Origin of the sequence: [Micrococcus luteus] ATCC 49442, from assembly GCF_010367585.1 — a bacterium.
Taxonomy (GTDB): Bacteria; Actinomycetota; Actinomycetes; order Actinomycetales; family Micrococcaceae; genus Arthrobacter; species Arthrobacter luteus_A.
In genome coordinates this window covers 1,294,426-1,318,800 of sequence record NZ_JAAAXP010000001.1, presented here as the reverse complement: position 1 = coordinate 1,318,800, position 24,375 = coordinate 1,294,426, and the positions used below count along the sequence as shown (strand labels likewise).

The window sequence follows — 24,375 nt, the reverse complement described above, 5'->3', positions numbered from 1 at the left end:
CGGTCGGCACCGCCCAAGGACTTCCCGGAGCCGGTTCTCGTCATTATGTTCGCAGTCCACCGAGCTGCCGGGTCATAGGGCGGCAGGTGTCGGAATCCACGTTACGAACGGCGCGTCGTCGTGCCTGTATCAGCGATCAACTGCCGCCGGATCGGTCCCGGTGACAACATCCCTCAGCCTGCAACAGGACACGGGCTGCGAAAGGTGTAACGGTGCACCGCGGGACAGCGGGGGAGAGGACTGGCAGAAGATTCCTTAGGCTGTCAAAGCCGGCCCAGGATATATTCCCTGGCATCCAATAGGCCGTCAGTGGTCTGCCTGTTGCGTTCGGCGGCGGTTCACGGTGTCGAAAACTGCTACGCCTAGGAGGGGAAGAACGGCCCCCACAGCGGCAGCGAAGGCCGGGAGGCGAAAGCTCAAGGTTGCCAGGACCGCCAGGGCCGCGATGCCGGCGAGATCGGATGGTCCGCGGTGGCCCAGTACGCGACGAACAAAAAAGCCCCGGGCGGCAAGAAAAAGAGCCGGCCCGCCATAAAGAAACAGAACGATGGCCAGATCAGGGCGCGCGCCCGGATCGGTGATCACGAGTTGATCACCAACCGCCACCAGGATCAGGCCCGCGAGTAACACCACCAACGTGTTGCCCGCCAATATACCCGGCCGGAACCGATCATCAACAGAAGCAAGCTTTTCCAAAATCTCCTGCTCAAGGCCATGGAAGTAGCACCACCAGATCGCGACGCTTCCAACAAAACTTACGGTCCCGGTTAGAAGTATCAAGGGATCCTCCATATTGCCTGCTATCGCCAGGCCGGTTGAGAGGATCGTCTCGCCGAGGGCGATCAGGTAAAACAACCCGAACCGCTCAAAGATCCTCTCCCCCGGGAGCGGGACACGGCTTCCTTCGGTCTTCCGGCCCGGCAACCGATGCGCCAGCATGTGGCCGGCCAGATCAATCGCGGCAGCGACACCCCAGAACATCAAGCGGCGTTCGGGACCGAAGAAGACGCCGGCAATCCAAAAAGGCGCGCTCATGCACCCCCAGATCAGAGTGCGCACGAAATGGTTGTGGGTGGTGCGGTCAAGTCCGACCGTGAGCATCCACGCACCGCGGCCAAGCTGAACCAGGAGATAGCTCGCAGCAAAGAGCCAGCCGAAGGCGCCAAACGCTGAGCCGATTGAGGCGTTCATGAACAGTGTGACAAGCATGACGATCAGCAGCATCCACTGCACCTGAAGCCGCGAAGTGTCCAGCAACGTCGCCGACCAGGTCGTGTACACCCACACCTTATAGACCGCAAGAAGAAGCACAAATGTCTCACCGGCGCCCACCCACGAAGGGTGCTCCAGCAAATGATGGGACAGCTGAGATAGCGCGAAGACAAAGACCAGATCGAAGAACAGCTCAAGGCGCGTTACACGGTCCCCGGAAGTCGCAGAACGCATCAGCGACCTGGCACGGTGCATCAGTAGCCTCCACTTGCTGGGAGCGGACGGACGCCCCCTGTTGTCGAAAAGACTGACAACGGTCAGCGGAGAAGTCAAGGGCGCCAACTCGCGGCGATCCGCTGACTCGACGTGGACGTTGCCCCGCTTCCTGTCCCGCCAGACGACTGTCTCCCGCCCCGGTACCGGTAGGCGTCGATGTTAGCGAACGAGGTTCAGCGCCGCGTTGACGATGGACGCTTCGTCGATGCCGTGGATCCGGTAGGCGTCCTGGAGATCAGAGGACTGGCCGAAGTCCTTTACTCCCAGGGAGACTGTGCGGTCGCCTCGGGCACCGGCCAAGAAGGACAAGGTGTGGGGGTGTCCGTCCTGGACGGTGACGAGGGGCGCGGGGGCGTGTCGTGGAAGTAGTGCGTCGATGATGTCGGGCCCGCTGATGTCCGTGGCGGCGTTCAGTGAGTTGCGCCGCTGGAGGGATTCGAAGACCAGGTCCGGGCTGGTGAGGCAGACGACGCCGGCCATGATGCCAAGTGCCTTCAGCCGGGCGGCGGACGCTATGACTTCGGGCATCATTGCGCCCACACCGACCAGAGTGACCCTGTCCTCGACTGGGTCGTGGTCGGTCAGGCGGTAACCGCCGGCCACCGCGTGCCTGCGGCGCCGCTCCAGCAGCACCGCGTCCGTCGGCATGGCCGCCAGAGCCTGGTCCAGTGGACGGGTCGTGAGCCGGAAGTAGGCCGAGCGTCCCCCGGGAATCCCTATGCGGCTCATGGCTTCGAGCATGCACCATTCCAGGTCCTGCGCGAAGGCTGGCTCCCAGGCCGTGCACTCGGGCTGTTCCAAGCCGATGGACGGAGTGGTAATGGACTGGTGCGCGCCGCCCTCCGGTGCCAGAGTCACCCCTGACGGTGTCCCAACCAGGATTGACTGGCCGCCGGCGTACATGCCAAAGGACCACGGTTCGAGGGCACGGGCCACGAACGGGTCGTACATGGTGGCGATAGGAATCAGCGGCCGGCCCCACCGGCTCCAGGTTGTTCCGAGTTCCGAGACCAGGCCCACCAGGTTGGTTTCGGCGATGCCGAGTTCGATGTGCTGGCCCTCCGAGTTTTCAATCCAGCGGAGGACCCGTTCGAGATCGTCCGCGAACCAGTCCTGGCGTTCACCGACGGACCACACTCCGGTTTTGTTGATCCAGCCGCCGAGGTTGGTGGAGGACGCGACGTCGGGACTGCACGTGACAACGCGGTGGGCCACCTCCGGCGCTGCCCGTTTCAGGTCGGACAGGAACCGTCCCAAGGCGGCTTGGGTGGAAATTCTGTCGCCGTAGCCCCAGGGCAGGGAAGCCGGGATCTGGAGGGATGAGGCCAGTGCGGGTTGCCGTCGCTTGAGCCGGAGGGATGTCCGGGCGCAGGCCCGTTCTTCCACGGTGCCCGGTTGGAATTTGCGCCAGGGATTATCAAGGTCCATTCCGGAGGTCTCCGCGAGTGTTTCCATCTGATCTTTGGTCAGGAGCGCTGAGTGGTTGTTGGGGTGTCCTTCGGTGGCAAGGCCGCGGCCCTTGATCGTGTAGGCAAAGATGACGGTGGGCCGGATGGGGTCGACTTGGTTGTATGTGTCGAGCAGCAGTCCGATGTCGTGTCCGCCGAGATCACGAACCACCACAGCCTGTTCCGCGGCGGTGAGAGAGCTGAGCAGGGTTTCCATGGCCGGGGTCGAACTGTTGGCGGTCAGGCGGTCGAAGATCTCCGAGTCGGGGGAGCGGAGCACCCGCTGGTATTCCTCGTTGGGCATGGTCTCCAGCCTGTGGCGTAGATCCTCACCGCCGGGACGGGTGAAGAGTTCCTGCACACGGGTTCCCCACTTCCGGGTTAGGACCTGCCAGCCGGCGGCTTCAAACATGCCCTGCAGGCGCAGGATCTGCGAGTCGGGCACCACCCGGTCCAATGACTGCCGGTTCAAATCAACGATCCAGAGCAATTCGCCGAGTTGCGCCACCGTGGGATCGGCGACAGCTTCCCAGATGGCGCCTTCGTCCAGTTCGGCGTCGCCCAGAAGTCCGATAAAGCGACCGGATTTGCGGGATTCAGCGTACCTGTCGCTGACGAAGCGGTGTGATATGGCCGCCCAGATGGTGGCCGTGGCCCCGATACCCACACTCCCGGTGGAAAAGTCCACCGTGTCAGGGTCCTTTGACCGGCTGGGGTAACTCTGCAGGCCGCCCTTCTGCCGAAGCGTGCTGAGTTTGCCTTCGTCCAAGTCGCCCAGGAGGTAATTGATGGCGTGCAGGACGGGGGAGGCGTGGGGCTTGACTGACACGCGGTCCGCTTCGGTCAGCTCGGAGAACCAGAGGGAGGTCATGATTTCCACCATGGAGGCGCTGGAGGCCTGATGTCCGCCGACCTTGATGCCGCTGGGGTTGGGGCGTCCGCGGTTGGCGGCATCCACTATTGCGGCGGCGGTCCAGCGCACCCGCTGGGCGATACTCTCCAGAACTGCTGTCCCGGACGCTGCATCCTCAGGGCCTGCGGTGCTCGGGTGCGCGGCTGTGGTCTGAAAATCTTCCACCCTCATGATGGTCTCCTGTACAAGTAAACGTTCGGCGCCGAATGCCGTTCTCTGCTTTGAAAATCCGGGAGTATCCCCTTGTGGGGAACTCCCGGATGGTGTTCCCCCTCTGGGATAAGTAAGGAGAACTTCTCAAATACTAATCCTTTTCACTCTAAATGAGAAGATCTTTGCATAAAGTTCGTGGGGTACCTTGGAAGCGTGTCCACGTCCCCAAGATCCCCCCGAGCCGATTCGCTGAACACCAGGCAGAAGCTTCTCGATGCCCTGGGCCGCCTGCTGGAACATCGGGGGCTAGATGTCACCCTGCCGGAGATAGCACGGGAAGCCGGGGTCTCCAGCGCTACCGCCTACCGGCATTTCGAGGATGTTGAAGAACTGCGGACCGAGTTCTACAACCGGATTTTCGATCGCGTGATCAGCGCGATTGAAAGACTGACGGAGCAATACGCCGGTTTGGATCTCTTCCATCGGGTGTGCCAGATTTGGGTGGAACTGGAGCTGCCCTGGGCCAGGGCAGCGACGTATATCCGCAGTGCCGAAGGAATTCTTGAGCGGGTCCAGCGCGGCGACGCCCTGAGCTCCTCGTATCACCGACTCGTGACGGGGGTACTCGACCAGCTCATTGCGGGCGGCGTAATCCCGGCACAGGACACCGACTATGCCGCCTTGCTGTGGCTGACGATCTTCGATGAGCGGGTCTTCGTTGACCTGCACACAGCCCGGCGGATGGAGCCCTATGAAATAAGCCATCGCTTGGGCATGTCTCTGCTGGCTGTCCTGAAGCAGGGCGACCAGTACTCAATGTAGCCACCCGGCCGCCAGGAGAGCGGCGGACCAAATCTTTTGCTATACGCGGCCTCACGATCGCCCCCGTTGCACCGACGGGTGGCCAAGGGCGATCGCTCCGCCATTGGGGTTTGTCCTCCGCGATGGTATGGATCAGGGCACGAGGATGGCCCGGCCGCGCACTTTGCCCGCGTCCAGGTCGCTGATCGCCTGTTGGAAGTCGTCGAGGGCGTATTTCTGGGTATGAAGGGTGACCGCACCCCGTGCCGCCAGGGCCATCAGGTCCTGAAGGTCGTTGTAGGAGCCGACGAGGTTGCCGATGATGTTGATCTCGGCTGAGACGATGTCGATGGTAGGGACGTCGATGTTCTCGCCGTAGCCCACCACGTAGTAATCCCCTGCCTGGCGCAGCATGGCGACGCCTTGGGCGGTCGCCCCTCCTTCACCGACGAAGTCGATAAGTGCCTCGGCGCCTTTGCCGCCAGTGAGCTGGAGGACCTGCTCGACCTGTGACCCGTCAGCCAGGACGCCCTCATGTGCTCCGATCTGCTTGGCCAGGTCCAGAGCGGCAGGGTTACGGTCTACAACGATGATGCGGGCCGGAGTTAGCGCCGTGAGGACTTGGATTCCGATGTGGCCGAGCCCTCCGGCGCCGATGACAACGCAGGTGTCCCTTGGGGTCAGGCGCTTGGCCGCCTTAGCGGCCGCGTGATAGGCGGTAAGGCCGGCGTCGGCGAGGGCTGCGACGTCGGCGGGTTCCAGGGAGTCGTCGATTTTGACGACGGAACGGGCGGAGGTCAGGAGGTATTCGGCGTACCCGCCGCTGGTATCGATACCAGGGAACTTGCTCTGCTCGCAGTGCACGTCGTCCCCGGAACGGCAGGCACGGCACAAACCGCACGTGATGAGGGGGTGCAGGATGACTTTGTCGCCTTCCTTCACATTGGTAACGGCGCTACCGACTGCGTGCACCCATCCGGCGTTCTCGTGGCCGATGGTGTACGGCAAGTGGACCTGCGATTTTTCCGCCCACTGGCCCTCGAGAATGTGCAGGTCCGTGCGGCAAACGCCGGCTCCCCCGATTCTGACGACGACATCAAAGGGGCCGGTGACTTCGGGGACCGGCACTTCTGCCATTTTCAGGCCCTGGTGGTAGCCGACGACCTGGACAGCTCGCATGGTGCTCATGGGTGAATCTCCTTGACTATTAGCGGAAGTAGTTCGTGGTGGTCTGCGGCCTCAGCGCCATCGGGCCGCGTGCTCTGGTCCGCGCCCGATCCCGCATAGCGTGTGCGCAGTAAACCCCGGCAAAAATGCGCGTTCCCGTCAATGGAAATGCGGGTCGAGCGGGCCCGGCGCAGTGCCATCGGAACGGCACCAGGGGGATAAGGGTGCCCTTCGTGGTTAACCAGGACAATCGCATCCGCCGCCTCGGGCAAGCCAAGCGCTGCCCGTCGGCGCAGCAGCGCTTCCTTGTTCCTTCCGGCCGGGAGGTCCCAGAGACGAATGGTTCCCATCTCCGTTTCCACGAGGCTTGCGTTGGCACGCAGGAGATCAGTGAGGCATCGCTCCATTGCAGCGGTGTGAGCCTTGCGACGGAACGTCCACCGCAGCTCGTCCAGACTGTCCTCAGCTTCGTGCAGGAACGTGCCGCGGTACCCTGCATCCGCGGCCAGGCCTGCGTTGATGAGGTCGGAGTCGTGGTGATCGTCCAGCTCGACGACCACCTGCCTCACGGTCGGCAGCGCCGAGATCACGTCCTTGCTGTCGGACGCCATCAGGTAGGCGAAATTGGGCGAACAGAATGAGGTGGGCAGGCGCAGGTGAACCTCCACCCGTGCACCGCCGACACCGGCCTGGACCTTAAGGGAACGAACGAATCCAAGATCAGTGATCGGTTCATCTAGTTCCGGGTCGAACACCGAGTCCAGGGCACGGCGGACGTCCTGCTCGGTCACGTCCCAGCGGGGTTCAGCTGCTGGACCGGCGTAGAGAGCTGTCACCGGACGCCTGCCAGGTCGGCGCGTTCGGGCTGTCGCGGTCCTGTCTTCGTCTCGTCCGCATCGGGGAGTTGGAGCTCTGCCGGCACCGGGATGTCGTACATCTTCGCCGCGTTCAGTCCCAAGATCTTTTTCTTCTGGGCAGTGGTGAGCGGGGCGTATTCGGTCATGTCCTCCGGGATCTGGAAGTCAACGAACCGCTCGATCAGCCAGCGGGGTGACCAGATGGCGTAGTCGCTGGAGAACTGGATCCGGTCCTCCCCGATCCAATAAATGAGCTCTCCCATGATCTGGGCGAAGTACCGCGGCCGGGTGTGCATGAAGGGCATCGCGACGGCCAGGCCGCCATGAACGTTGGGTTCCTGGGTGGCGATCCAGCAAAAGTCTTCGAGCCGGGGCAGGCCGACGTGCTCGACCACAAAGTTCAGGTCGGTGAAGTCGGAGGCGGCGTGGTCGACGTCGGCGACGTCGAAAGCGTCCCGGTCCAGCGGGCGGACAGTAGGACCCTTGTGGATGTGGATGTTCTTGATGCCGAGCTTGCGGCACTCCTCGAAATACCGGTAGGACCAGGGGTCCGAGAGCTTGAAGCCGCGGGACTCGCCGTGCCATTCAGCGGTGTAGAGCTTGACCCCCTTGAACTGCATCTTCTCGTGGTCGGCGCGGAGCCGGTCGAGGCCTGCCTCACCCTCGCGGGGGTCATAACAGTGGTTGTACGTGAGCTTGCCCGGATTCGCCGCGGCCAGGTTGTACGCCTCCTCCACCTGCGCGAATCCGTTCTTGTAGAACGCGCCCAGATAGGCCGGCTGAAAGATCGCGTGGTCCACGTAACCGTCCTCGAACAGATCCTTCATGAGGCGTTCGCCGCCCTGGTAAAGGAATTCCTCGTAGGACCAGTGTTCCTCCTCCGGGCCGAGGTTGCGGTGATAGTCGTAGAAGCAATCGATGAACTGCTTAGCCTGGATATTCCGCTGGTTCTCCGGGCGGGCGTCCCACAATGCGACGTGGGCGTCGACAATGAAGTAGTTTTCGCCGTCTTTGCTGTACATGTCCGTCTCCTTCTGGCGACTGCCGTAGTCGCGACATCATCGAGACTAGGCTGTGGAACCGCTGTCAACATGTGGCGTGTGTCTCATTTTGAGACGGTTCTCTTCCGATGGGGATCGCGAGACAAAGTAACCTTGGAGAACGGAGACGAGGAGGGTGGCAATGATGCCGAACAAGGACGAGGGGATTGTCAGCCTGGCGCACGATTATGCGGGCCAGCTCGCCACTCCTGCCAAACGCCTCCTCGCTTCCTGGCAGCGGAGCGAGGAATACGGCGTTTCCGCCGAAGTAGTAGATCCGATGTGGGCTGGCTCCACAGGGACTGACTCCCTGTTCTTCCAGTGCGGTCAGGAAGTGCTCACCGGCCTCTACAGCACTCTGGCGAACGAACCCTTGAGCCTGATGCTCACCGATGCCAACGGCTTGCTCCTCAACCGCTTCAGCGGTGACACCTCCCTGTTGCGGGCGCTCGACAAGGTCCATCTGGCGCCAGGGTTCGCATTCTCCGAAAGGGAGGCCGGGACCAACGGCATGGGACTAGCACTCGCGGACCGCATCCCGACCCTTGTCCGCGCTGAAGAACACTACAGTGCCAGCCTCCGGACCTACACCTGCGCGGCAGTCCCTGTCTTCGATCCGGTCAGCGGATCGCTGGAAGGGAGCGTCAACATCACCACATGGTCCCGCTCATCCCCGCAATTGCTCCTGGCGTTGGCAGAATCAGCAGCGGGCAACACCTCAGCCCTGATGCTCGCAAGGTCACAGGGCCGCAAAGGCAAGCCCGGACCAAAGGGCGGCGTCTTCCGCATCCAGAGAGGCAAACTTGAGCCGGCAGCCGGAACAGTGCGCAAAATGTCGTCGGCCTGGACAAACGCCCTCGACCAGGCGACTCGGGCACTGGCGGCCGGACAGGTTGTTGCCGTCGTAGGCGAGCAGGGTACGGGGCGCGCAACTCTTTTGGCACAGGCCTTGCGGCAAATTCAGCCCGGGAGCCGTATCATCTCAGCGGCTGTCCCCGCCCCCGGCGACGTTGACGCCTGGCTGTCCTTGTGGGCCCCCGAACTGGCCAAACCAGCAACCGCTGTCATAGTCGAAAATGTAGACCTGCTGCCCGCGTGGGCAGCACAAGAACTCCACGCCCAAGCCCACCGCGCAGTTCGGTCACTTCCCCTCTCGCAGAGCGGGCGCGCGCCAACGCTCGCGTGGGCCGTCACAGCTGCGAGGCACGACGCCATCCCGCAACCCCTGGCAGGCATGGTCGATACGGTGATTTCTGTTCCCGCTCTGCGGGAACGCGGCGAGGATGTCCTGCACCTGGCCAGCTACGCCGCCCGCCAAACTCGCCTGCGGGAAATCAACTTCACTGGCGCCGCAGAAAAAGCACTGATGGCCCATAGCTGGCCTGACAACATTGACGAGCTTTTCACTGTGGTCCACGCCGCCGCTGTCCAGACAGAGACCATCGACGTCAGCCATCTGCCTGCCTACCTTCTGGGCGGGAGCAGCCGGCACCTGAGTCGAATCGAGGCGGTGGAACGCGACGAGATCGTCCGCTGTCTCTCCAAGCACGGCGTTACAGTAAGCGGGGCGGCAGCAGAACTGGGCATCAGCAGGGCGACTATCTACCGCCGCATGGCCAGGCTGGGGATCACAATCCCGAAGTAGGCAGCGACCGCACGGACCCTTGGGACCCCCTCATAAGTTGCGCACCGCGTCATCCCGAGAGGAGATTGTCCTCCTGCCAGCCTCGACACCAACTGTCTAGCCAAGAACGGCGCTGCCCTTGAGATGGCGGCCCGCCTTGATTGTGGACGGGGCACAGGCGGACGGTCGCCAACTGCGCGGATCAAGGCATGGAAACAGGGGACGGCCTTATGCAAAGGCCGGTGGGCCTCCGGTTTTTATCGCCACGGAGTTGATGATCACCAGGTCAGCGTGGAACAGAGTCGCAGGTTCCATCAGGCACTGGTCAACGCCGGTGCGAACTCGGAGTGCCTCGAAACCACCGGAGACCACGTCTTCGTCGGGGCAGCGGTCCTCCCGGAAGTCACCGGACCGTCCCTGGATTTTCTGAGGAGCACCTGGGCGTTGGCCCTCCGCCGACCTCGATCCAGATATTGCTCAGGTGGAGCAATTGATGGCCACAGCCGGTCAGTTCGGATCTTGCCTCGGCAGGCCAGCCCGGTGATCCTGCGTTAGCCAGGGCCCGGGGAGCGAAGCTGCGCGATACCTTTTATCCGATTACTCGACTGTGTCCATCGACTGGCGACGATGACGTTCGCGTTGGCCGTACGCCGCCCGCAGAATGTCGTCCTTTGATTCGAATCCCGAGCCCAACGCGCCGCCGACGAGCGCCGCCGACGTTGTCATCCAGGCGACTTCTATGAAGTCCCAAACAGTCACCGGATGTTGCAGGGTCTGTGCCAAGAGGGCGTCGTCGATAGTGAACGCCGCGGCCAGCAGAACGGCCACGAACAGCAGGACGTAGCTGATCACGACGCCGATCATCAACGACCACACTGTAGAAGCGTTGTACAAGGAAGCCTTGTACCGTCCGAGGGCACCGTCGCGCCGGGGGCTCTCCCAAAGATCGTGTTGGGTGATAATCCAGAACACCATGGAACCGATGGAAAGGGCCATCAACAACGTCAGCCTCGGCGCCCCCAGCAGGTCTGCGAGTTGCCAGATGGTGTTCGTGACAAGCGCGAAGGCCCCCGTGGCGATCGCGGCGGCCATTGCGCTTCTCAGCCCGAAGACCAACCGCCAAGGACGGTTCGCCCGCAGCATGCCCGCCAGCAGCCGTCCGCGGCCGAGGCGGGTTGCCGAAACATAGCGGAACCCAATCGGCCCCTCGTCAGGAACGGCGGTTTCAATGTGCCTGGATTGGTGCAGGGACGGCGGCCCAAAGTCCACGGCGTCATCCTCGGGATCGAAGTGGCGGTGCATCGCCCAGCCAAGATCGGCGACCGCGGTGCGGACCCGGCGGTCGATGTTGACGGCGCCGAGCGCGGGCAAGGAAACAAGCGAAATCGGCTCTCCAAGCGCAACTTCCGCGACCACGGTCCGGCCCTCGAAACGAACCGGAAGATCGGTGAGGCACACCATGACATCCCATGCCCTGAGGGCCCGGTGCTTCGCCAAGGAGCCCAGCATCGGCGCCAACCCATCGCCGGCCGTAAAATCCTGGTACTCAATCAGCACCGACCACTCGTGGCGCTCATCGGCAAGATTGAGCAAATCGCCCACTTCGCGGCCGTTGCGCTCGGCGAACTCGGCGGTGACCTCCGGTTCGGCAAGCACGCCAAGTGTACGGGCACTGGTGGGGTTCACGTCGCCCGAACTTTCCGGCACGCCTGGCCTCCTATGGTTCAGTGTCTATGACCAGCGACTTGTCCAGAACTGCCAATACTCCACGGCAGGTCAAGCCGGCAGGCACCGCGTTCACCGCGGCCGTTCGGTCTTTTGATGCCTGCTATGGGACGTGAAAGGGGGCGCCGTGCGGACGAATGCGCCATGCGCGCGTGGCGACGTGCAGGTTTAGTCGGATCTCGGGATCGGCAAGGTCGAAGCCGGTGATCTGCCGGATGGACTTCAAGCGGTAGCGCAGAGTGCTTCGATGGATGGTCAGGCTCTCGGCCGTGCTGTCATAGTTGCCGCCGTGGTCCAGGTACTGGGCCAGGGTTTGCACCAGGTCAGACCCACGGCTGTCGTCGGCGCGTTGAAGATTGCCGAGCCACTCGTCGATATAGCCCGCCAAGTCCGGCTCGCCTCCAGCTGTGTCCAAGATGCGGTAGATCCCCAGTTGATCAAAGCGGGTCACACCGTAGCGATCGATTGAACCGGCCCGAATGTGCAGCGCGTGCAGGGCTTCCGAGAAGGAGCGCGGAAGCTGGGAGACATCCAGGCTTGGGCCGCCTATGCCCACGGCGCCGGTGGCACTTCGTAGGGTCCGGGCGACAACGGAAAAGACCTCGGCACCCAACGGATCTCCACGAACGACGGCAACAGCCATGTCCGCACGCCGTGAAACGAGTGCGGACGAACGGAGTTCCAGCAGCGTCCTGCGCAGTGCGACCACGACGGTATCGTCGGATCTTGGCGGCTGCCACTCCGCCACGATGACGTGCTGCGTGCCACTGATGTCATATCCCAATGCCTCGGTACGAACGCCTGCGATCGCGCCATCCATTCCAGACACGAGTTCGTCCACGAGGTCGCGCCCCAGTCTCAGTTCCAGCCGGGCCAGGCTGCGGCGGTGCGACAACTCGACCTCCAAGAGCCGCGCTGCGTATTTCAAAGCGAAGACGTCGCCGGCCGTGACCGGCCTGTCGGTTTCCAGCATGCAAATAGCCCCCAACACCTCGCCGTGTGACAGGGCAAGGGCAACGAGCCTTCGGGGTTCGCGGACCGGTGAGCGGGAGGCAAGCCAGAGCTGCGCAGTGCGCGACCTGGCCGCCGCGCCAAGCCTGGGGTAGGGGCGTCTGGACCCGGTCCCAGCCGCCGCGCTGATGTGCCCGAACGCGTCCTCAATACAGATGGGCCTCCCCGTCAACCGTGAAAGGACCTCCGCCAGGAGTCCCTCCCTGGAGTCGCTGTCCCCGAGGTCGGGAGTCGCGCCCTGATCCAGGGCATCCCTGATCTTGGCGTGTTCTTCAAGCTCAAGTACCGTTGCCGAGAGGGACAGGAGCCGCTGGTTTATGTCGTCGCGGCGGAGCAGCTGACCAATTGAGTCGTTCGGTAGTTCCCCGGGGAATCCCCTGGCGTGAGTCGCTCCCGTTGTCCTCGCAACTGTCCGGAGCTGCATCAGTTGCAGGCGATCCGGAGGGTCGGCGGCAGACAACACCAGACACCCGTTCAGCTCGCCGCCGCCGCCAACGGTAAACAGCGCATATCGCCAGCCCGCCCTCGCGCACGGGAGAACGGAGTCCCTGCCACTGAGGCGCAGGACGTCCAGGTCCTGAGGTAACGCCGTGCGTTCGGGGACCGGGTTCAACTTGCCATTCACCGCGAGGTAACGGTCCTCGACCGCACAGAACGGCATTTCCGACACCGCCTGTGCGGCCGTGTTCAGGATCTCCTCTGCCGCCCCTCGGTCGAACATATTGGTCCTTATCCCGGTCCGCAGCAAGGGAGTCTTACACGGGCGCCAGCCCGGGTAGACCGTAGTCCAGCGCACTCTGCTACCCAAAGGCGTAATCCGCCGGAACGCGCTGTGGCCGATGCGGCCAGGCCAGGATCGGCTTTCCAGCACTACAATCAAAACTACTCCCGTATCCCACCATTGTTAAGCTCTGGTCACATCCCTGCAGATGGCGATCAGTACCCTCAACACCTCCTCAGTCGCCGGCACGGCCCTGGTGAATGCTCACTGACGCGCACCGGCGGGTCCGTCCCGGAGGAGGCGCAGGTGCTCGTGGATCATCGCCACCGCTGTTGAGCCTTCACCGGCGGCCGCCGTTACGCGTTTTACCGATCCATGCCGAACATCGCCTGCCGCGAAAATGCCGGGGACGCTGGTTTCCAGGGGCAACCGGCTGCGGCCCAGATGGCTGAATTCCGGAGGAAGGTCCTCAAGGGCAGCCCCGGTGAGAATAAAGCCGTGGTCATCCAGGGCGACGGTGCCCTGCAGCCATTCCGTGTGCGGCGCGGCCCCGATGAAAATAAAGAGGTACCGGGAATCGAAGATGCGCTGTTCGCCAGTGGCTCCCAGATCGACGACGATCCGTTCAAGGGCGCCGGAACCGTCCACGGCCACGATGTTGGCCCCCAGGAGTACCTCTATGCCCGGTTGCCTTTCGATCCGGTCCGCGAGGTATCTCGACATGTCCGCGCGGAGGTCCGCCCCGCGCACCACCAGCCGCACTTGTGCTCCCGTGCCAGCCAGGAAAAGCGCCGCCTGTCCCGCGGAGTTTCCACCGCCGACGACGGTCACGGGCTGCAATCCGCAGAGCCTGGCTTCGTGGACAGTGGCGGCGTAGAAGACGCTGATCCCCTCGAATTTCTCCAGTCCGGGGACTGACAGCCGGCGGTAACGAACCCCGGTTGCGAGCAGCGCTGCCCGGGAGGAGGCAGGGCCGCTCTCCTTGAACTCGGCGCGGAACTCGCCGTCTTTCAATTCGATGGTGCGTGCCCAGCATGCGACGTTGATCTGAACGCTGAACTTACGGGCCTGAATGATCGCTCTTTCAGTGAGTTCGCCGCCGGAGATCCCGGCGGGAAAGCCGAGAACGTTCTCGATCCGGGACGACGTGCCGGCCTGCCCACCTATCGCGAAGCCTTCCTTAAGGACGACGGACAACCCGTCCGACGCCGCGTAGACGGCAGCCGCCAGGCCGGCGGGACCGGCTCCGATCACCATGAGATCGTACGAAGCCGGATGCTCTTTCACCGCCCGCAGCCCCATGGCCAGTGCCAGATCTGCGTTCGACGGGTTCTTGAGGACCTGCGAGTCGCTTAGTACCACCGCCGGCAGCTCATCCGCGAGTATCCCGGCCCGGTCCAGGATGCCCTGTGCCTGCTCGTCATCCTCCAGATCGACCAGCAGGTGAGGCAGGCGGTTGGCGGCTGCAAATTCCAGCAGGCGAAGAGTGTCCCGGCTGAAACGGGACCCAACGATCCGCATGCCCGCGCCCGCGCTGATCAGCAGGATCCGCCGCTGAAGATATGCCCGCAGGATGGTCTCGCCCACCGCGGCGTCCGTCAGCACGGCACGGCGCAGGTCGTCCCCGCTGATCTGCAGCACTTCACCCGCCTCGGCGGACACAGCGCTGACAAAGGCCGGTTGCCCCTCGACCAGGCCCAGTTCCCCGAGGAAGCGTCCCGGACCGTGAACTTCAAGAACACGCGTGCCGGGGCCAAGCTTAGCGGGCCGTTTGCCACCCGCGGTGTGCAGCCCCTCGACGACCAGTACCTTACCCTGCAGTATGACGAAGAAATCAGCCCCGACCGTGCCCTCCTGGATGAGGACTTCTCCGGCCGAGGTAGCCCGGCTGTTCCCGGCGCGGCCCAACAATTCGATTTGGGCTTTGCTGAGCCGTGGATAGGCGCCGGAGACATCCGGCGTCTCGATCATCGTCGAGCCTGCGACAGGTTCCATCAGCTGATTGCCCCCGCCGGTACCTAAACGAATGCTTCATGGGGATAGCACCAGCGCCAGTCCTCGCCGGGCTCCAAGGAACGAACGATTGGATGCGACTCCGTGGCATGAGCTCGGGCGTGACGCATGGGCGAAGAATCACAACACCCCACATGGCCGCAGGAGAGACACAAACGCAAATGAACCCACGGGGTACCCAAAGCAAGACACTCCTCGCAGCCCTGCGGTGTGCGTATCCGCACCGGACGGATCTGCGCAAGATGTGGATCACGAATTCCAAGAATCATGATGGCTCCTATGTCAGACCGGCCATGGAGCCGGCATCGCTGCGATAGCTGTCTATGCGCTGCTGCAGAAACGAGACGACGGCCCGCCCCGGGCGGTCTGCTGGTTCAGCAGGATCCGGCTGGCCGGCGATGAAGGCCTCACGCAAGAGCGAAGCCTTGCCACGCAGCCAGCCCTTCAGCTCGTCGAGAGCCTTGTACCAGGGCTTTCCCCCAACCTGCGCAGTCCAACGCCGGAGGCCATCAGGAGTATCCCGAGGAGGATTGCGAAGGACGAAAGCAGCCCCAAGAGACTAAGTATGCCTGGGCCGGGAAGAATGACCAGGAATAGTCCGAAGAGGGTGGTGATGATGCCTGTGATCAGCCAGAGCCACCAAGAGCCGACATTCTTTTTGACTTCAAAGGCCAGCGCCATTTGGGAGACACCGAGAATGACCGCCCACAGGCCGATGACGAGCGCCAGCGAAAGGGCGGTGATGCCCGGCCAGACGAACGCGACGAGGCCCGCCAGCACGGAGATGATGCCGCCCACTAGTTGCCAGACGGACCGCCGCCGCTTGCGCGTGACGTACTGCACGATGCTGGTGACGCCGTCAAAGACAGCGTAGATTCCGAAGAGGATCACCAGTAGGAATACGGAAACGCCGGGCCAGACGACAACCAAAATGCCGAACAGAACGGCAGCAGCGCCCCGGATAATCAACGCAGTTCCTGGTCCCTTAAGCAATTGTTGTGCCATTGGGTCGGACATGGCCGCACCTCTGTTTCTGGAATTGGTTTGATCGTAATCTTGCCGGCCGGACCACACGAACGGGTTTATCCCGTTGCGGTGCTGCCCAATGTGACTTTCACTGATTTTGTTTCCGGTCCGCGCTGGAACCCGATGTCGGACTGCTGGCCCGGTTCTTTTTTGCGGACAGCGGCAAGGAGATCGGTGACACTGGCGATCTTCTCCGCGTCGAACTGGGTGATGATGTCTCCGGGCTGCAGTCCCGCTTTGGCTGCCGGTCCCCCCTGGGCAACCTCGATGACCAGCGCGCCAGAGGTGGAGGGGAGGCCAAAGCGGTTTGCGACCTCGGGAGAGATGTCGGTCGGAATGATTCCAAGGACCGGGTGTGCGGCCACTCCGTTCTTGAGTATCTGGTCCGCTACGTCGGTCACGGTGGCCGCGGGCGTCACGAACCCGATCGACACGGCGCCCGAACTGGGTGGCAGGTAGGCTTCCGACAGTCCGATGATCTCCGAGCTGCTGTTGACCACGGCTCCACCGGAATTGCCCGGGGAGATGGGCGCGTCTGTCTGGATGAGGTCGATAAGGCCCTGGGGCGATCCCTCGGACGGTGGCATATTACGGTGAAGTGCGGAAACAATGCCCGCCGTGACGGTTTGCTCCAGCCCGAGCGGACTGCCAATAACAACGGCCAGCTGCCCAACTTGGGGAAGCGCAGTTGAGAACTTAGCGGCCGGAAGGTTGCCCCGGTCGGCCTTCACCACGGCCACATCGGTTGCGTCATCAACGCCGACGACGACGGCGGACGCCTGGGATCCGTCCGCGAAGCGGATCCGGACGCTCTCGAACGGCTTCTTTTGTTCGTCCTCCACCACGTGGGCGTCCGTGACAATGGTGCCGTCGCTGCGGTAGACCACTCCGCTGCCGACGCCACCTGGTGTTTCGATCGTCACCACAGAGGGCTCGACTTCTCTTACGATCCTAGGAACGGCTGAAAGATCCCCCGTGGAACTCGAACCCCCGGAACTGGCGGATTGTGATGGCGGAGCCGGAGCCGGAGGCAACCCTGTGCACGCCGACCCGAATATGAGTAACCCCGCCCCGAGGGCGCAGGTCCAGGCCCGCTGCGTCCTGGGGCCGGGACTGAGGCCGTTCCCTCTGCGGCCGCTGTTCTGCTCATACTCATTGGATTCCGTTGCTTTCTCTGGCTGCTTATGGAAACAGGTCACAGGCTGAGTCTCCTCCGCCACCGTCGCGTTCGCATGGCCCCGGCACGCCTAAAAACCGCGTGCATTTGAATCCGCCAGATCAACCTCCGGCGGACCGTCATTAGCCGCCATCGCAGCGTGCTCCGTTCGGTCTGGACCCTAGCCCTGATAGGTCATTCCCTGCAGCATATTTGGACTCTGGGGGGTCATGCCGTCTCTCCCATCCAAGGGCAGACTCGACCGTGTAAGACCCATGACAAAAGCCCGGTGAGCCTGCTGGCCCAGCAGAACCGGGCGTAAGTCATGCGGTGCAACCTCGGGCGGACGTCACCACAGGACCGGTCGCGCCCTCTAGGACCGGAGTGAGTCATGGCCAAGGCAGTAGGAATTGATCTCGGAACAACCAACTCAGTGATTGCCGTATGGGAAGGCGGGGAGGCCCGCGTCGTACCCAATGCGGAAGGCGCCCGGACCACTCCGTCGGTTGTAGCGTACACGGACACCGGCGAACGGCTCGTGGGGCAACTGGCCCGACGGCAGGCGATCCTCAATCCCAAGGGAACCATCACGTCGGCCAAGCGGTTTATCGGCCGACACTATGACGAGATCACGGATGAGGCCAAGGCCGTCAGTTTCGACGTCGTGCCGGACGACAACGGGCTGGCGCGTTTCGAGGTCCACGGCAAGAAGGTTGCCCCGGAAGAGGTCAGTGCGCTCGTTCTGCGCAAGCTGGTGGACGACGCCGCGAAGCAGTTGGGCGAAAAGGTGACCGAGGCTGTCATCACGGTCCCCGCTTACTTCAATGACGCACAGCGCACCGCGACCAAGGACGCCGGCAAAATTGCCGGTCTTGAAGTCCTGCGCATCATCAACGAGCCGACCGCGGCAGCCTTGGCCTACGGCATCGACAAACGTCAGCATGAGACCGTGCTGGTGTTCGACCTGGGCGGCGGAACCTTCGACGTGAGCCTGCTGGACGTCGGCGACGGGGTCGTGGAGGTCCGCTCGACGGCGGGCGACTCACACCTGGGCGGGGACGATTTTGACCGCCGCCTTGTCGATTACTTGGCCGACGACTTCCAGAAGCAGGCGGGTATTGATGTCCGGTCGGACGCGCAGGCGTTGCAACGGTTGTTTGAGGCGGCCGAGAAAGCGAAGGTCGAGCTGAGTTCTGTGACCCAGACCCAGGTCAACCTTCCCTTTATCACTGCCGATGCCACCGGCCCCAAGCACTTGACGAGCACCATCCGGCGGTCCGTCTTTGAAGACCTCACCCATGACCTCGTCGAGCGCACGATGGGGCCGGTGCAGCAGGCGATGACGGACGCCAAAGTCACCGCCAATGACATCGACGAAGTGATCTTGGTGGGCGGCTCCACCCGCATTCCCGCGGTACAGAACCTCGTTCGACGTCTGACCGGCGGCAAAGATCCCAACATGAGCGTCAATCCAGACGAAGTCGTCGCCATCGGTGCGGCGATCCAGGCCGGCGTGCTCAAGGGAGAGGTTTCGGATGTCCTGCTCCTGGATGTTGTGCCGCTTTCCTTGGGTGTTGAGACCCGCGGCGGCGTGATGACAAAGATCATCGAGCGCAACACGACGATCCCCGCAAGGCGCAGCGAGGTTTTCTCCACCGCCGACGACAACCAGCCCGCCGTTGACGTGGTGGTCTTGCAGGGGGAGCGGGAACTGGCGGCGGACAATCGCGTGCTGGGCCGGTTCCAGCTGAGCGATATCCGGCCAGCGCCTCGCGGAGAACCGCAGGTCGAGGTCACGTTCGACGTCGACGCCAACGGCATCCTGAACGTCACCGCCAAGGACAAGGACACGGGCAAGGAACAGGGCATCACTATCAGCGAGGGCTCCAACCTCGACGCCAAGGAAGTCGAGCGAATGATTGCCGAGGCTGAGTCCCACCGAAACGAGGACGTGCAGAACCGGGAGCGGATCGACACCCTCAACGAGCTCGATGCGGTGGCTTACCGTGTTGAGCGGGCCGTGAATGAACTGGGCGACGCCGTCCCGGCGCACGACAAGGCGCGGGCGGAACTGCTGATTGGCCAGGCACGCGACGCGGTCAGCAACCAGGCGGAGGTGGCCGCCGCGAGGGAGCTCATTTCGGAACTTGAGCAACTGCAGGCGGCGCTTCGTGCCGCGGCTGCCTCCGCGGCCACCGCCGGAGCGGGCCAGGAGGCCCGAGCATCCAGCGATGCCGATGACGAGGACATCGTCGACGCAGAATTTGACCGTGGCTAGGGAAAGCGATGAGCGACGAGACTGCACTCGGGGGCCAGGCTCACGAGGAAACCGAGCAAGCGGCGGCCACCGAAACCAAGGAAACTGAATCACAGGCCGCATTGCATGCGGACGCCCTGGCCAAAATGGAGGACCAATGGCGTCGTGCGCTGGCCGACGCCGACAACGTGCGAAAGCGTGCCGCCCGGGACGGCGCACAGCTGAGGGCACAGGAGCGCGCCGCGGTTGCCTTAGCGTGGCTGCCCATCCTGGACAATCTGGAGCTTGCCCTGTCGCACGCGCCGGCGGGTGCCGAGGACCCGCTGGTTGAGGGCATAGCCTCCATCCGGAAACAGGCCATCGACACCCTGGCCCGCCTGGGGTATCCCCGCATCGACGCCGAGAACGTCCCCTTCGATCCGCGGCTTCATGAGGTTGTCAGCGTGGTGGAATCTGACGGGGTTCCTCCAGGGACCGTGCTGACCGTCCTGCGCCCCGGCTACGGCGGGCCGGACAACACCCTCCGGCCAGCCGCCGTCGTGGTCAGCCGGGCGGTGACCCCGGACCGTGGCTAAGGACCACTATTCGGTTCTCGGCGTCCCGCGGACAGCGGAGGCCGACGAGATCCAGCGCGCGTACCGGAAACTGGCACGAAAATTCCATCCGGACGTCAATCGCGAGCCGGACGCCGCTGACAAGTTCAAAGAAATCGGCGAGGCCTACGACACTTTATCCGATCCCGAGACCAGGGCGCGCTATGACCGTTTCGGGGCCGACTACCGGCAGTACGCCGGTAGCGGCGCCGGTTCGTCGGGCGGAGGACGGCGAGGGGGTTCCGGTGGCCCGCGGCCTGGCCCCCGACCTGGCCCCCGGCCGGGACGGGGGGCATACGGAAATGGCGACGGCGGTATGGGTGGCGACGTTGACTGGGAGGACCTGCTCGGCGGCTGGTTCCGGCAACAGGCGGGAGGCCCGGCCCAGGGGGCCGACCAAGAGGCCGAGTTGTGGCTGACGCTCGAGGAAGCCCTCGCCGGCGGGAAGCGCAGCATCCGGCTGGCCCAGGCCGGCGGCGAGACTCGGAGCTACGACGTCGACGTGCCACCCGGCGTGCTGGACGGGCAGCGTATCCGGCTGACCGGGGAGGGCGGCACGGGCAGGGAGGGAGGCCCATCCGGCGACCTCTTCCTGACCGTACGAATCCAACCCGACTCCAGATACCGGCTCAAAGGCCGGGACATCTACTTCGACCTTCCGGTGTCGCCCTCGGAGGCCGCACTCGGGGCCAAGGTCACGACCAACGCGCCGGCCGGACCGGTCACGGTCACCGTTCCTGAAGGGTCCTCCAGCGGGCGCAGGCTGCGGCTCCGCGGGCAGGGGATGCCCAATCCGAGGGGGCTGCCGGGAAATCTGTATGCGGAAATCAAGATCATGATTCCCCGCAGCCTTGGCAAGGAGGAGCGCAAGCTGTACGAGAAGCTCTCCACGGTAGCCAGGTTCAATCCGAGGGAGGAGCAATGAGCGACGTCTATCCGCTCGCCTATCCGTGGCGCCTGAATCTCGAGGCGGTGGCCCGGAGCGCCCGCGTTCACCCCGACGTCGTCATGCGGTTCGTAGATCTGGATCTGATCCGGCCGCTGGGCGATGCGCCTGGTGGGCCATGGTTCAGTCCGCGGTCCCCGGAACTCATAGCGCGCGTCATGAGGCTGCATTCGGAGCTGTCGCTGAACTACGCGGCAATCCCGTTGGTACTCGATCTGTTGGCTCGGGTCGACGCGCTTGAACGACGATTGGTTGAAATCACGCAGGTCGAAGGGACTGCTTCACGATGAACATGGAGAGTTTGACGCAAAAATCGCAGGAGGCGTTGGCGGAGGCTCAACGGATAGCACAACGCAATGGGCACACTGAGACCGACGGCGAACACTTGCTGGCGGCCCTGCTCGAGCAGGAGGGGGGACTGGTTCCGCGACTGATCGTGGCCATGCAGGTTGACGTGAACGAGCTGAAGACGGCGGTCGAGGCAGAGCTGAGGCGCAAGCCGAAGGTCACGGGACCGGGGGCAGCCCCGGGCCAGGTATACGTAAGCCGCAGGCTGGGCACACTCCTCGATGCTGCTGAACGGGAAGCCAAGCGGCTTAAGGACGAGTACGTCTCGGTGGAACACCTGCTGGTGGCGCTGGCGGAGGAAGGCCGCTCCACGGCGGCCGGCAGGGTGCTGGCCGAGCACGGCATCACCCGCGAGGCGTTCCTTTCGGTCCTGACACAGATCAGGGGAAACCAGCGCGTCACGTCTGCGACGCCGGAACAGACGTACGAGGCGCTGGAGAAATATGGCCGAGATCTGGTGGCGGACGCCCGCACCGGAAAACTGGATCCGGTCATCGGCCGCGACGCCGAGATCCGGCGGGTCGTGCAGATCCTTTCCCGCAAGACCAAGAACAACCCGGTACTGATCGGGGAGCCAGGCGTCGGCAAGACCGCCATTGTGGAGGGACTGGCCCAACGGATCGTCCGCCAGGACGTGCCGGAAGGGCTGAAGGACAAGACCATCTTCTCGCTGGACCTGAGCGCCCTCGTGGCAGGTGCCAAGTACCGCGGCGAGTTCGAGGAGCGGCTGAAGGCGGTGCTCGCCGAAGTCTTGGCGGCGGAGGGAAGGATCCTGCTCTTCGTCGACGAGCTGCACACCGTCGTCGGGGCAGGAGCGAGCGAGGGGTCGATGGACGCCGGGAACATGCTCAAGCCGATGCTCGCCCGCGGGGAGCTCCACATGATCGGGGCGACCACGCTCGACGAATACCGCAAACACATTGAATCGGACGCGGCACTGGAACGCCGCTTCCAGCCAGTACTGGTTGAGGAACCCGACGTCGAGGACGCCATTTCCATTCTTCGCGGGCTCCGGGAGCGGCTTGAGGTCTTCCACGGCGTACGGATCCAGGATAGTGCTCTGGTGGCTGCGGCCACCCTATCCCACCGGTACATCACTGACCGGTTCCTCCCGGACAAGGCGATTGACCTGGTGGATGAGGCGTGCGCCCGGCTCCGGACGGAGATTGATTCGATGCCGGCGGAACTGGATGAGCTCACCCGGAAGGTCACGCGGCTCGAAATAGAAGAGGCGGCACTCTCCAAGGAGTCCGATCCGGCCAGCAAGACCCGGCTCGAGGAGCTGAGGCGTGAATTGGCGGACCTACGCGGCGAGGCCGACGCGAAGCGGGCCCAATGGGAAGCCGAGCGCCAGGCGATCCACAAGCTGCAGGACATCCGCAGTGAACTGGAGCGGGTGCGGCAGGAGGCTGAGGAAGCAGAGCGGAACTACGACCTCAACCGGGCAGCGGAGCTACGCTACGGCCGACTTGCCGACCTCGAACGGCGCCTGGCCGCCGAGGAGGAACGGCTGACCGCGAAACAGGGGGAGAAGCGCCTGCTCCGCGAGGTGGTGACGGAGGACGAGATCGCCGACATCGTCGCGGCCTGGACAGGCATACCGGTGGCACGGCTGAAGCAGGGCGAACGTGAGAAAGTCCTGCATTTGGACGAGATCCTGCGCGCCCGCGTGATCGGCCAGGAAGAAGCAATCAGTGCGGTCACGGATGCCATCATCCGCGCCCGGTCCGGCATCCGCGACCCGCGTCGGCCCATCGGATCGTTCATTTTCCTGGGACCGACCGGCGTGGGCAAGACCGAACTCGCCAAGGCTCTTGCCGCTGCCCTTTTCGACAGTGAAAACGCGATGATCCGGCTGGACATGAGCGAGTACCAAGAGCGCCACACCGTGAGCCGGCTATTGGGTGCCCCTCCGGGCTATATCGGCTACGACGAGGGTGGCCAGCTCACCGAGGCCGTACGCCGCAAGCCGTACTCGGTGGTGCTTTTCGATGAGGTGGAAAAGGCCCACCCGGATATCTTCAACACCCTATTGCAGGTTCTCGACGACGGCAGGGTTACGGACTCCCAGGGCCGCACCGTTGATTTTCGCAATACCGTGATCATCATGACCTCTAATATCGGTTCCCAATATCTCCTTGAGGGTTCCACCGAGGGCGGAACGATCACCGAGCAGGCACGGAGCCTGGTGATGGGCGAGCTCAGGGGCCACTTCCGCCCCGAGTTCCTGAACCGTGTGGATGACATCGTGCTGTTTACGCCACTGGGCCTGCCGCAGATCGAACGCATTGTGGACCTGCAGTTCGAACAGCTGCGGCAGCGTCTGGCCGAGCAGCAGGTCGAACTGCACCTGACCGAGGAGGCGCGCCTGCTGATTGCCGAACGTGGCTTCGATCCGATCTACGGCGCCCGACCGCTGCGCCGCTTTATCTCCCGTGTAGTGGAAACGGAGGTGGGCCGGGCCCTCCTGCGCGGCAGCATCGCCGAGGGGGGAGTCGTGACGGTGACAGCAGCCGACGGTGAACTCTTGGTGGATTACACCACTAGGGAAATGGAAGAGGCCGGATCCGCATGAACAAGGCAATCATCAAGTGTCCCCACTGCAGCAAATCCAACCGCGTTCCGGCTGTCGCCGACGGCCGGCCACGCTGCGGGAGTTGCCACCGGGAGCTTCCCTGGGTGGTTGAAGCGGGCGATGACGACTTCGGCGAGATCGCCGAACGATCCGGCGTTCCGGTATTGGTGGACTTTTGGGCGGTGTGGTGCGGACCCTGCCGGATGGTGAGCCCAGTGCTGGACCAGTTGGCACACGAACGGGCGGGGCAGATCAAACTTGTGAAGGTCGATGTGGACCACTCGCCGCAGCTCGCGGCCAGATTCGCCATTCAGGCAGTGCCAACGTTGATGGTTATCGTCGACGGCAAGATCGTTGCGAGGCAGGCCGGCGCAGCTCCCGCGCCCGTGCTTAGGTCCTGGTTGGAGGAGTCACTTACAAAGTAGCCAGGCAACAGCGCATGACGGCGGAGACTCCCTTGGGTTGTAGCGGTCGACTCTTCTGTATCTGTCAAGCCGCGTTCGTCGCATCTAC

Annotated in this window: 19 protein-coding genes; 8 read left to right on the top strand and 11 right to left on the bottom strand. The window is 63.6% G+C overall.

The window, feature by feature from the left end; all coding sequences use genetic code 11:
* Positions 1-306 precede the first annotated feature (306 nt).
* Together GUV69_RS06010 and GUV69_RS06005 are read right to left on the bottom strand one after the other, a co-directional pair.
* Entirely contained in the window at positions 307-1,446 is a 1,140-nt protein-coding gene (locus GUV69_RS06010; protein WP_244292638.1) for a low temperature requirement protein A, read from the bottom strand.
* 201 nt (positions 1,447-1,647) lie between these two features.
* Positions 1,648-4,020 carry a transketolase-like TK C-terminal-containing protein gene (locus tag GUV69_RS06005; RefSeq protein ID WP_164200606.1) on the bottom strand — a complete coding sequence of 791 codons (2,373 nt, stop codon included), beginning with the start codon at positions 4,018-4,020 and terminating at the stop codon, positions 1,648-1,650.
* Between the two features lie 195 nt (positions 4,021-4,215).
* Between GUV69_RS06005 and GUV69_RS06000 the strand changes: the two genes are divergently transcribed.
* The gene (locus GUV69_RS06000; RefSeq protein ID WP_164200604.1) at positions 4,216-4,824 is read left to right on the top strand and encodes a TetR/AcrR family transcriptional regulator; all 609 of its coding nucleotides are present in this window, start codon (positions 4,216-4,218) and stop codon (positions 4,822-4,824) included.
* Between the two features lie 132 nt (positions 4,825-4,956).
* Here the strand turns inward: GUV69_RS06000 and GUV69_RS05990 are convergent, their stop codons facing one another.
* Genes GUV69_RS05990 through GUV69_RS05980 form a run of 3 tightly spaced genes read right to left on the bottom strand, consistent with a single transcriptional unit; the run spans position 4,957 to position 7,849 of the window.
* The gene (locus GUV69_RS05990) at positions 4,957-5,991 is read right to left on the bottom strand and encodes an NAD(P)-dependent alcohol dehydrogenase (RefSeq protein ID WP_208786602.1); all 1,035 of its coding nucleotides are present in this window, start codon (positions 5,989-5,991) and stop codon (positions 4,957-4,959) included.
* Positions 5,988-6,806: an iron-sulfur cluster assembly protein gene (locus tag GUV69_RS05985; RefSeq protein ID WP_208786601.1), complete on the bottom strand. Its 819-nt coding sequence runs from the start codon at positions 6,804-6,806 to the stop codon at positions 5,988-5,990. Before GUV69_RS05985 ends, GUV69_RS05990 begins: the two co-directional genes overlap by 4 nt.
* Positions 6,803-7,849, bottom strand: a complete 1,047-nt coding sequence (locus GUV69_RS05980; RefSeq protein ID WP_164200602.1) for an amidohydrolase family protein — start codon at positions 7,847-7,849, stop codon at positions 6,803-6,805. The genes GUV69_RS05985 and GUV69_RS05980 overlap by 4 nt, the downstream gene beginning before the upstream one ends.
* A gap of 160 nt (positions 7,850-8,009) precedes the next feature.
* Between GUV69_RS05980 and GUV69_RS05975 the strand changes: the two genes are divergently transcribed.
* Positions 8,010-9,512 (top strand): AAA-type ATPase lid domain-containing protein, encoded by a 1,503-nt coding sequence (locus GUV69_RS05975; protein ID WP_164200599.1) that lies wholly within the window; start codon positions 8,010-8,012, stop codon positions 9,510-9,512.
* Between the two features lie 576 nt (positions 9,513-10,088).
* Here the strand turns inward: GUV69_RS05975 and GUV69_RS05970 are convergent.
* The 6 genes from GUV69_RS05970 to GUV69_RS05945 form a co-directional block, all read right to left on the bottom strand.
* Positions 10,089-11,198, bottom strand: a complete 1,110-nt coding sequence (locus tag GUV69_RS05970) for a hypothetical protein (protein WP_164200597.1) — start codon at positions 11,196-11,198, stop codon at positions 10,089-10,091.
* Positions 11,199-11,319: 121 nt separating this feature from the next.
* On the bottom strand, positions 11,320-12,948 hold the full coding sequence (locus GUV69_RS05965; protein ID WP_164200595.1) for a PucR family transcriptional regulator: 1,629 nt from the start codon (positions 12,946-12,948) through the stop codon (positions 11,320-11,322).
* A gap of 264 nt (positions 12,949-13,212) precedes the next feature.
* Positions 13,213-14,943 carry an FAD-dependent oxidoreductase gene (locus GUV69_RS05960; protein WP_164200593.1) on the bottom strand — a complete coding sequence of 577 codons (1,731 nt, stop codon included), beginning with the start codon at positions 14,941-14,943 and terminating at the stop codon, positions 13,213-13,215.
* 23 nt (positions 14,944-14,966) lie between these two features.
* On the bottom strand, positions 14,967-15,230 hold the full coding sequence (locus tag GUV69_RS05955; protein ID WP_208786600.1) for a UBP-type zinc finger domain-containing protein: 264 nt from the start codon (positions 15,228-15,230) through the stop codon (positions 14,967-14,969).
* Positions 15,231-15,405: 175 nt separating this feature from the next.
* A complete protein-coding gene (locus GUV69_RS05950) occupies positions 15,406-15,978 on the bottom strand; it encodes an HdeD family acid-resistance protein (RefSeq protein ID WP_164200591.1) in 573 nt (190 codons plus the stop codon).
* A gap of 65 nt (positions 15,979-16,043) precedes the next feature.
* Complete coding sequence (locus GUV69_RS05945) at positions 16,044-16,910, bottom strand: S1C family serine protease (protein ID WP_244292637.1); 867 nt, start codon at positions 16,908-16,910, stop codon at positions 16,044-16,046.
* Positions 16,911-17,534: 624 nt separating this feature from the next.
* Here GUV69_RS05945 and dnaK point away from each other — a divergent pair.
* From dnaK to trxA, 6 genes are read left to right on the top strand one after another with little or no spacing between them, the layout of a single operon-like run.
* Positions 17,535-19,421, top strand: coding sequence for a molecular chaperone DnaK (dnaK, locus tag GUV69_RS05940; RefSeq protein ID WP_164200587.1), 1,887 nt, complete (start codon positions 17,535-17,537; stop codon positions 19,419-19,421).
* Between the two features lie 8 nt (positions 19,422-19,429).
* A complete protein-coding gene (locus tag GUV69_RS05935; RefSeq protein ID WP_164200585.1) occupies positions 19,430-19,975 on the top strand; it encodes a nucleotide exchange factor GrpE in 546 nt (181 codons plus the stop codon).
* The gene (locus GUV69_RS05930) at positions 19,968-20,918 is read left to right on the top strand and encodes a DnaJ C-terminal domain-containing protein (RefSeq protein ID WP_164200582.1); all 951 of its coding nucleotides are present in this window, start codon (positions 19,968-19,970) and stop codon (positions 20,916-20,918) included. The genes GUV69_RS05935 and GUV69_RS05930 overlap by 8 nt, the downstream gene beginning before the upstream one ends.
* A complete protein-coding gene (locus GUV69_RS05925) occupies positions 20,915-21,229 on the top strand; it encodes a chaperone modulator CbpM (protein ID WP_164200580.1) in 315 nt (104 codons plus the stop codon). Before GUV69_RS05930 ends, GUV69_RS05925 begins: the two co-directional genes overlap by 4 nt.
* Entirely contained in the window at positions 21,226-23,862 is a 2,637-nt protein-coding gene (clpB, locus tag GUV69_RS05920) for an ATP-dependent chaperone ClpB (RefSeq protein WP_164200578.1), read from the top strand. The genes GUV69_RS05925 and clpB overlap by 4 nt, the downstream gene beginning before the upstream one ends.
* Positions 23,859-24,287 carry a thioredoxin gene (gene trxA / locus GUV69_RS05915; RefSeq protein WP_164200576.1) on the top strand — a complete coding sequence of 143 codons (429 nt, stop codon included), beginning with the start codon at positions 23,859-23,861 and terminating at the stop codon, positions 24,285-24,287. Before clpB ends, trxA begins: the two co-directional genes overlap by 4 nt.
* Positions 24,288-24,375: the final 88 nt, after the last annotated feature.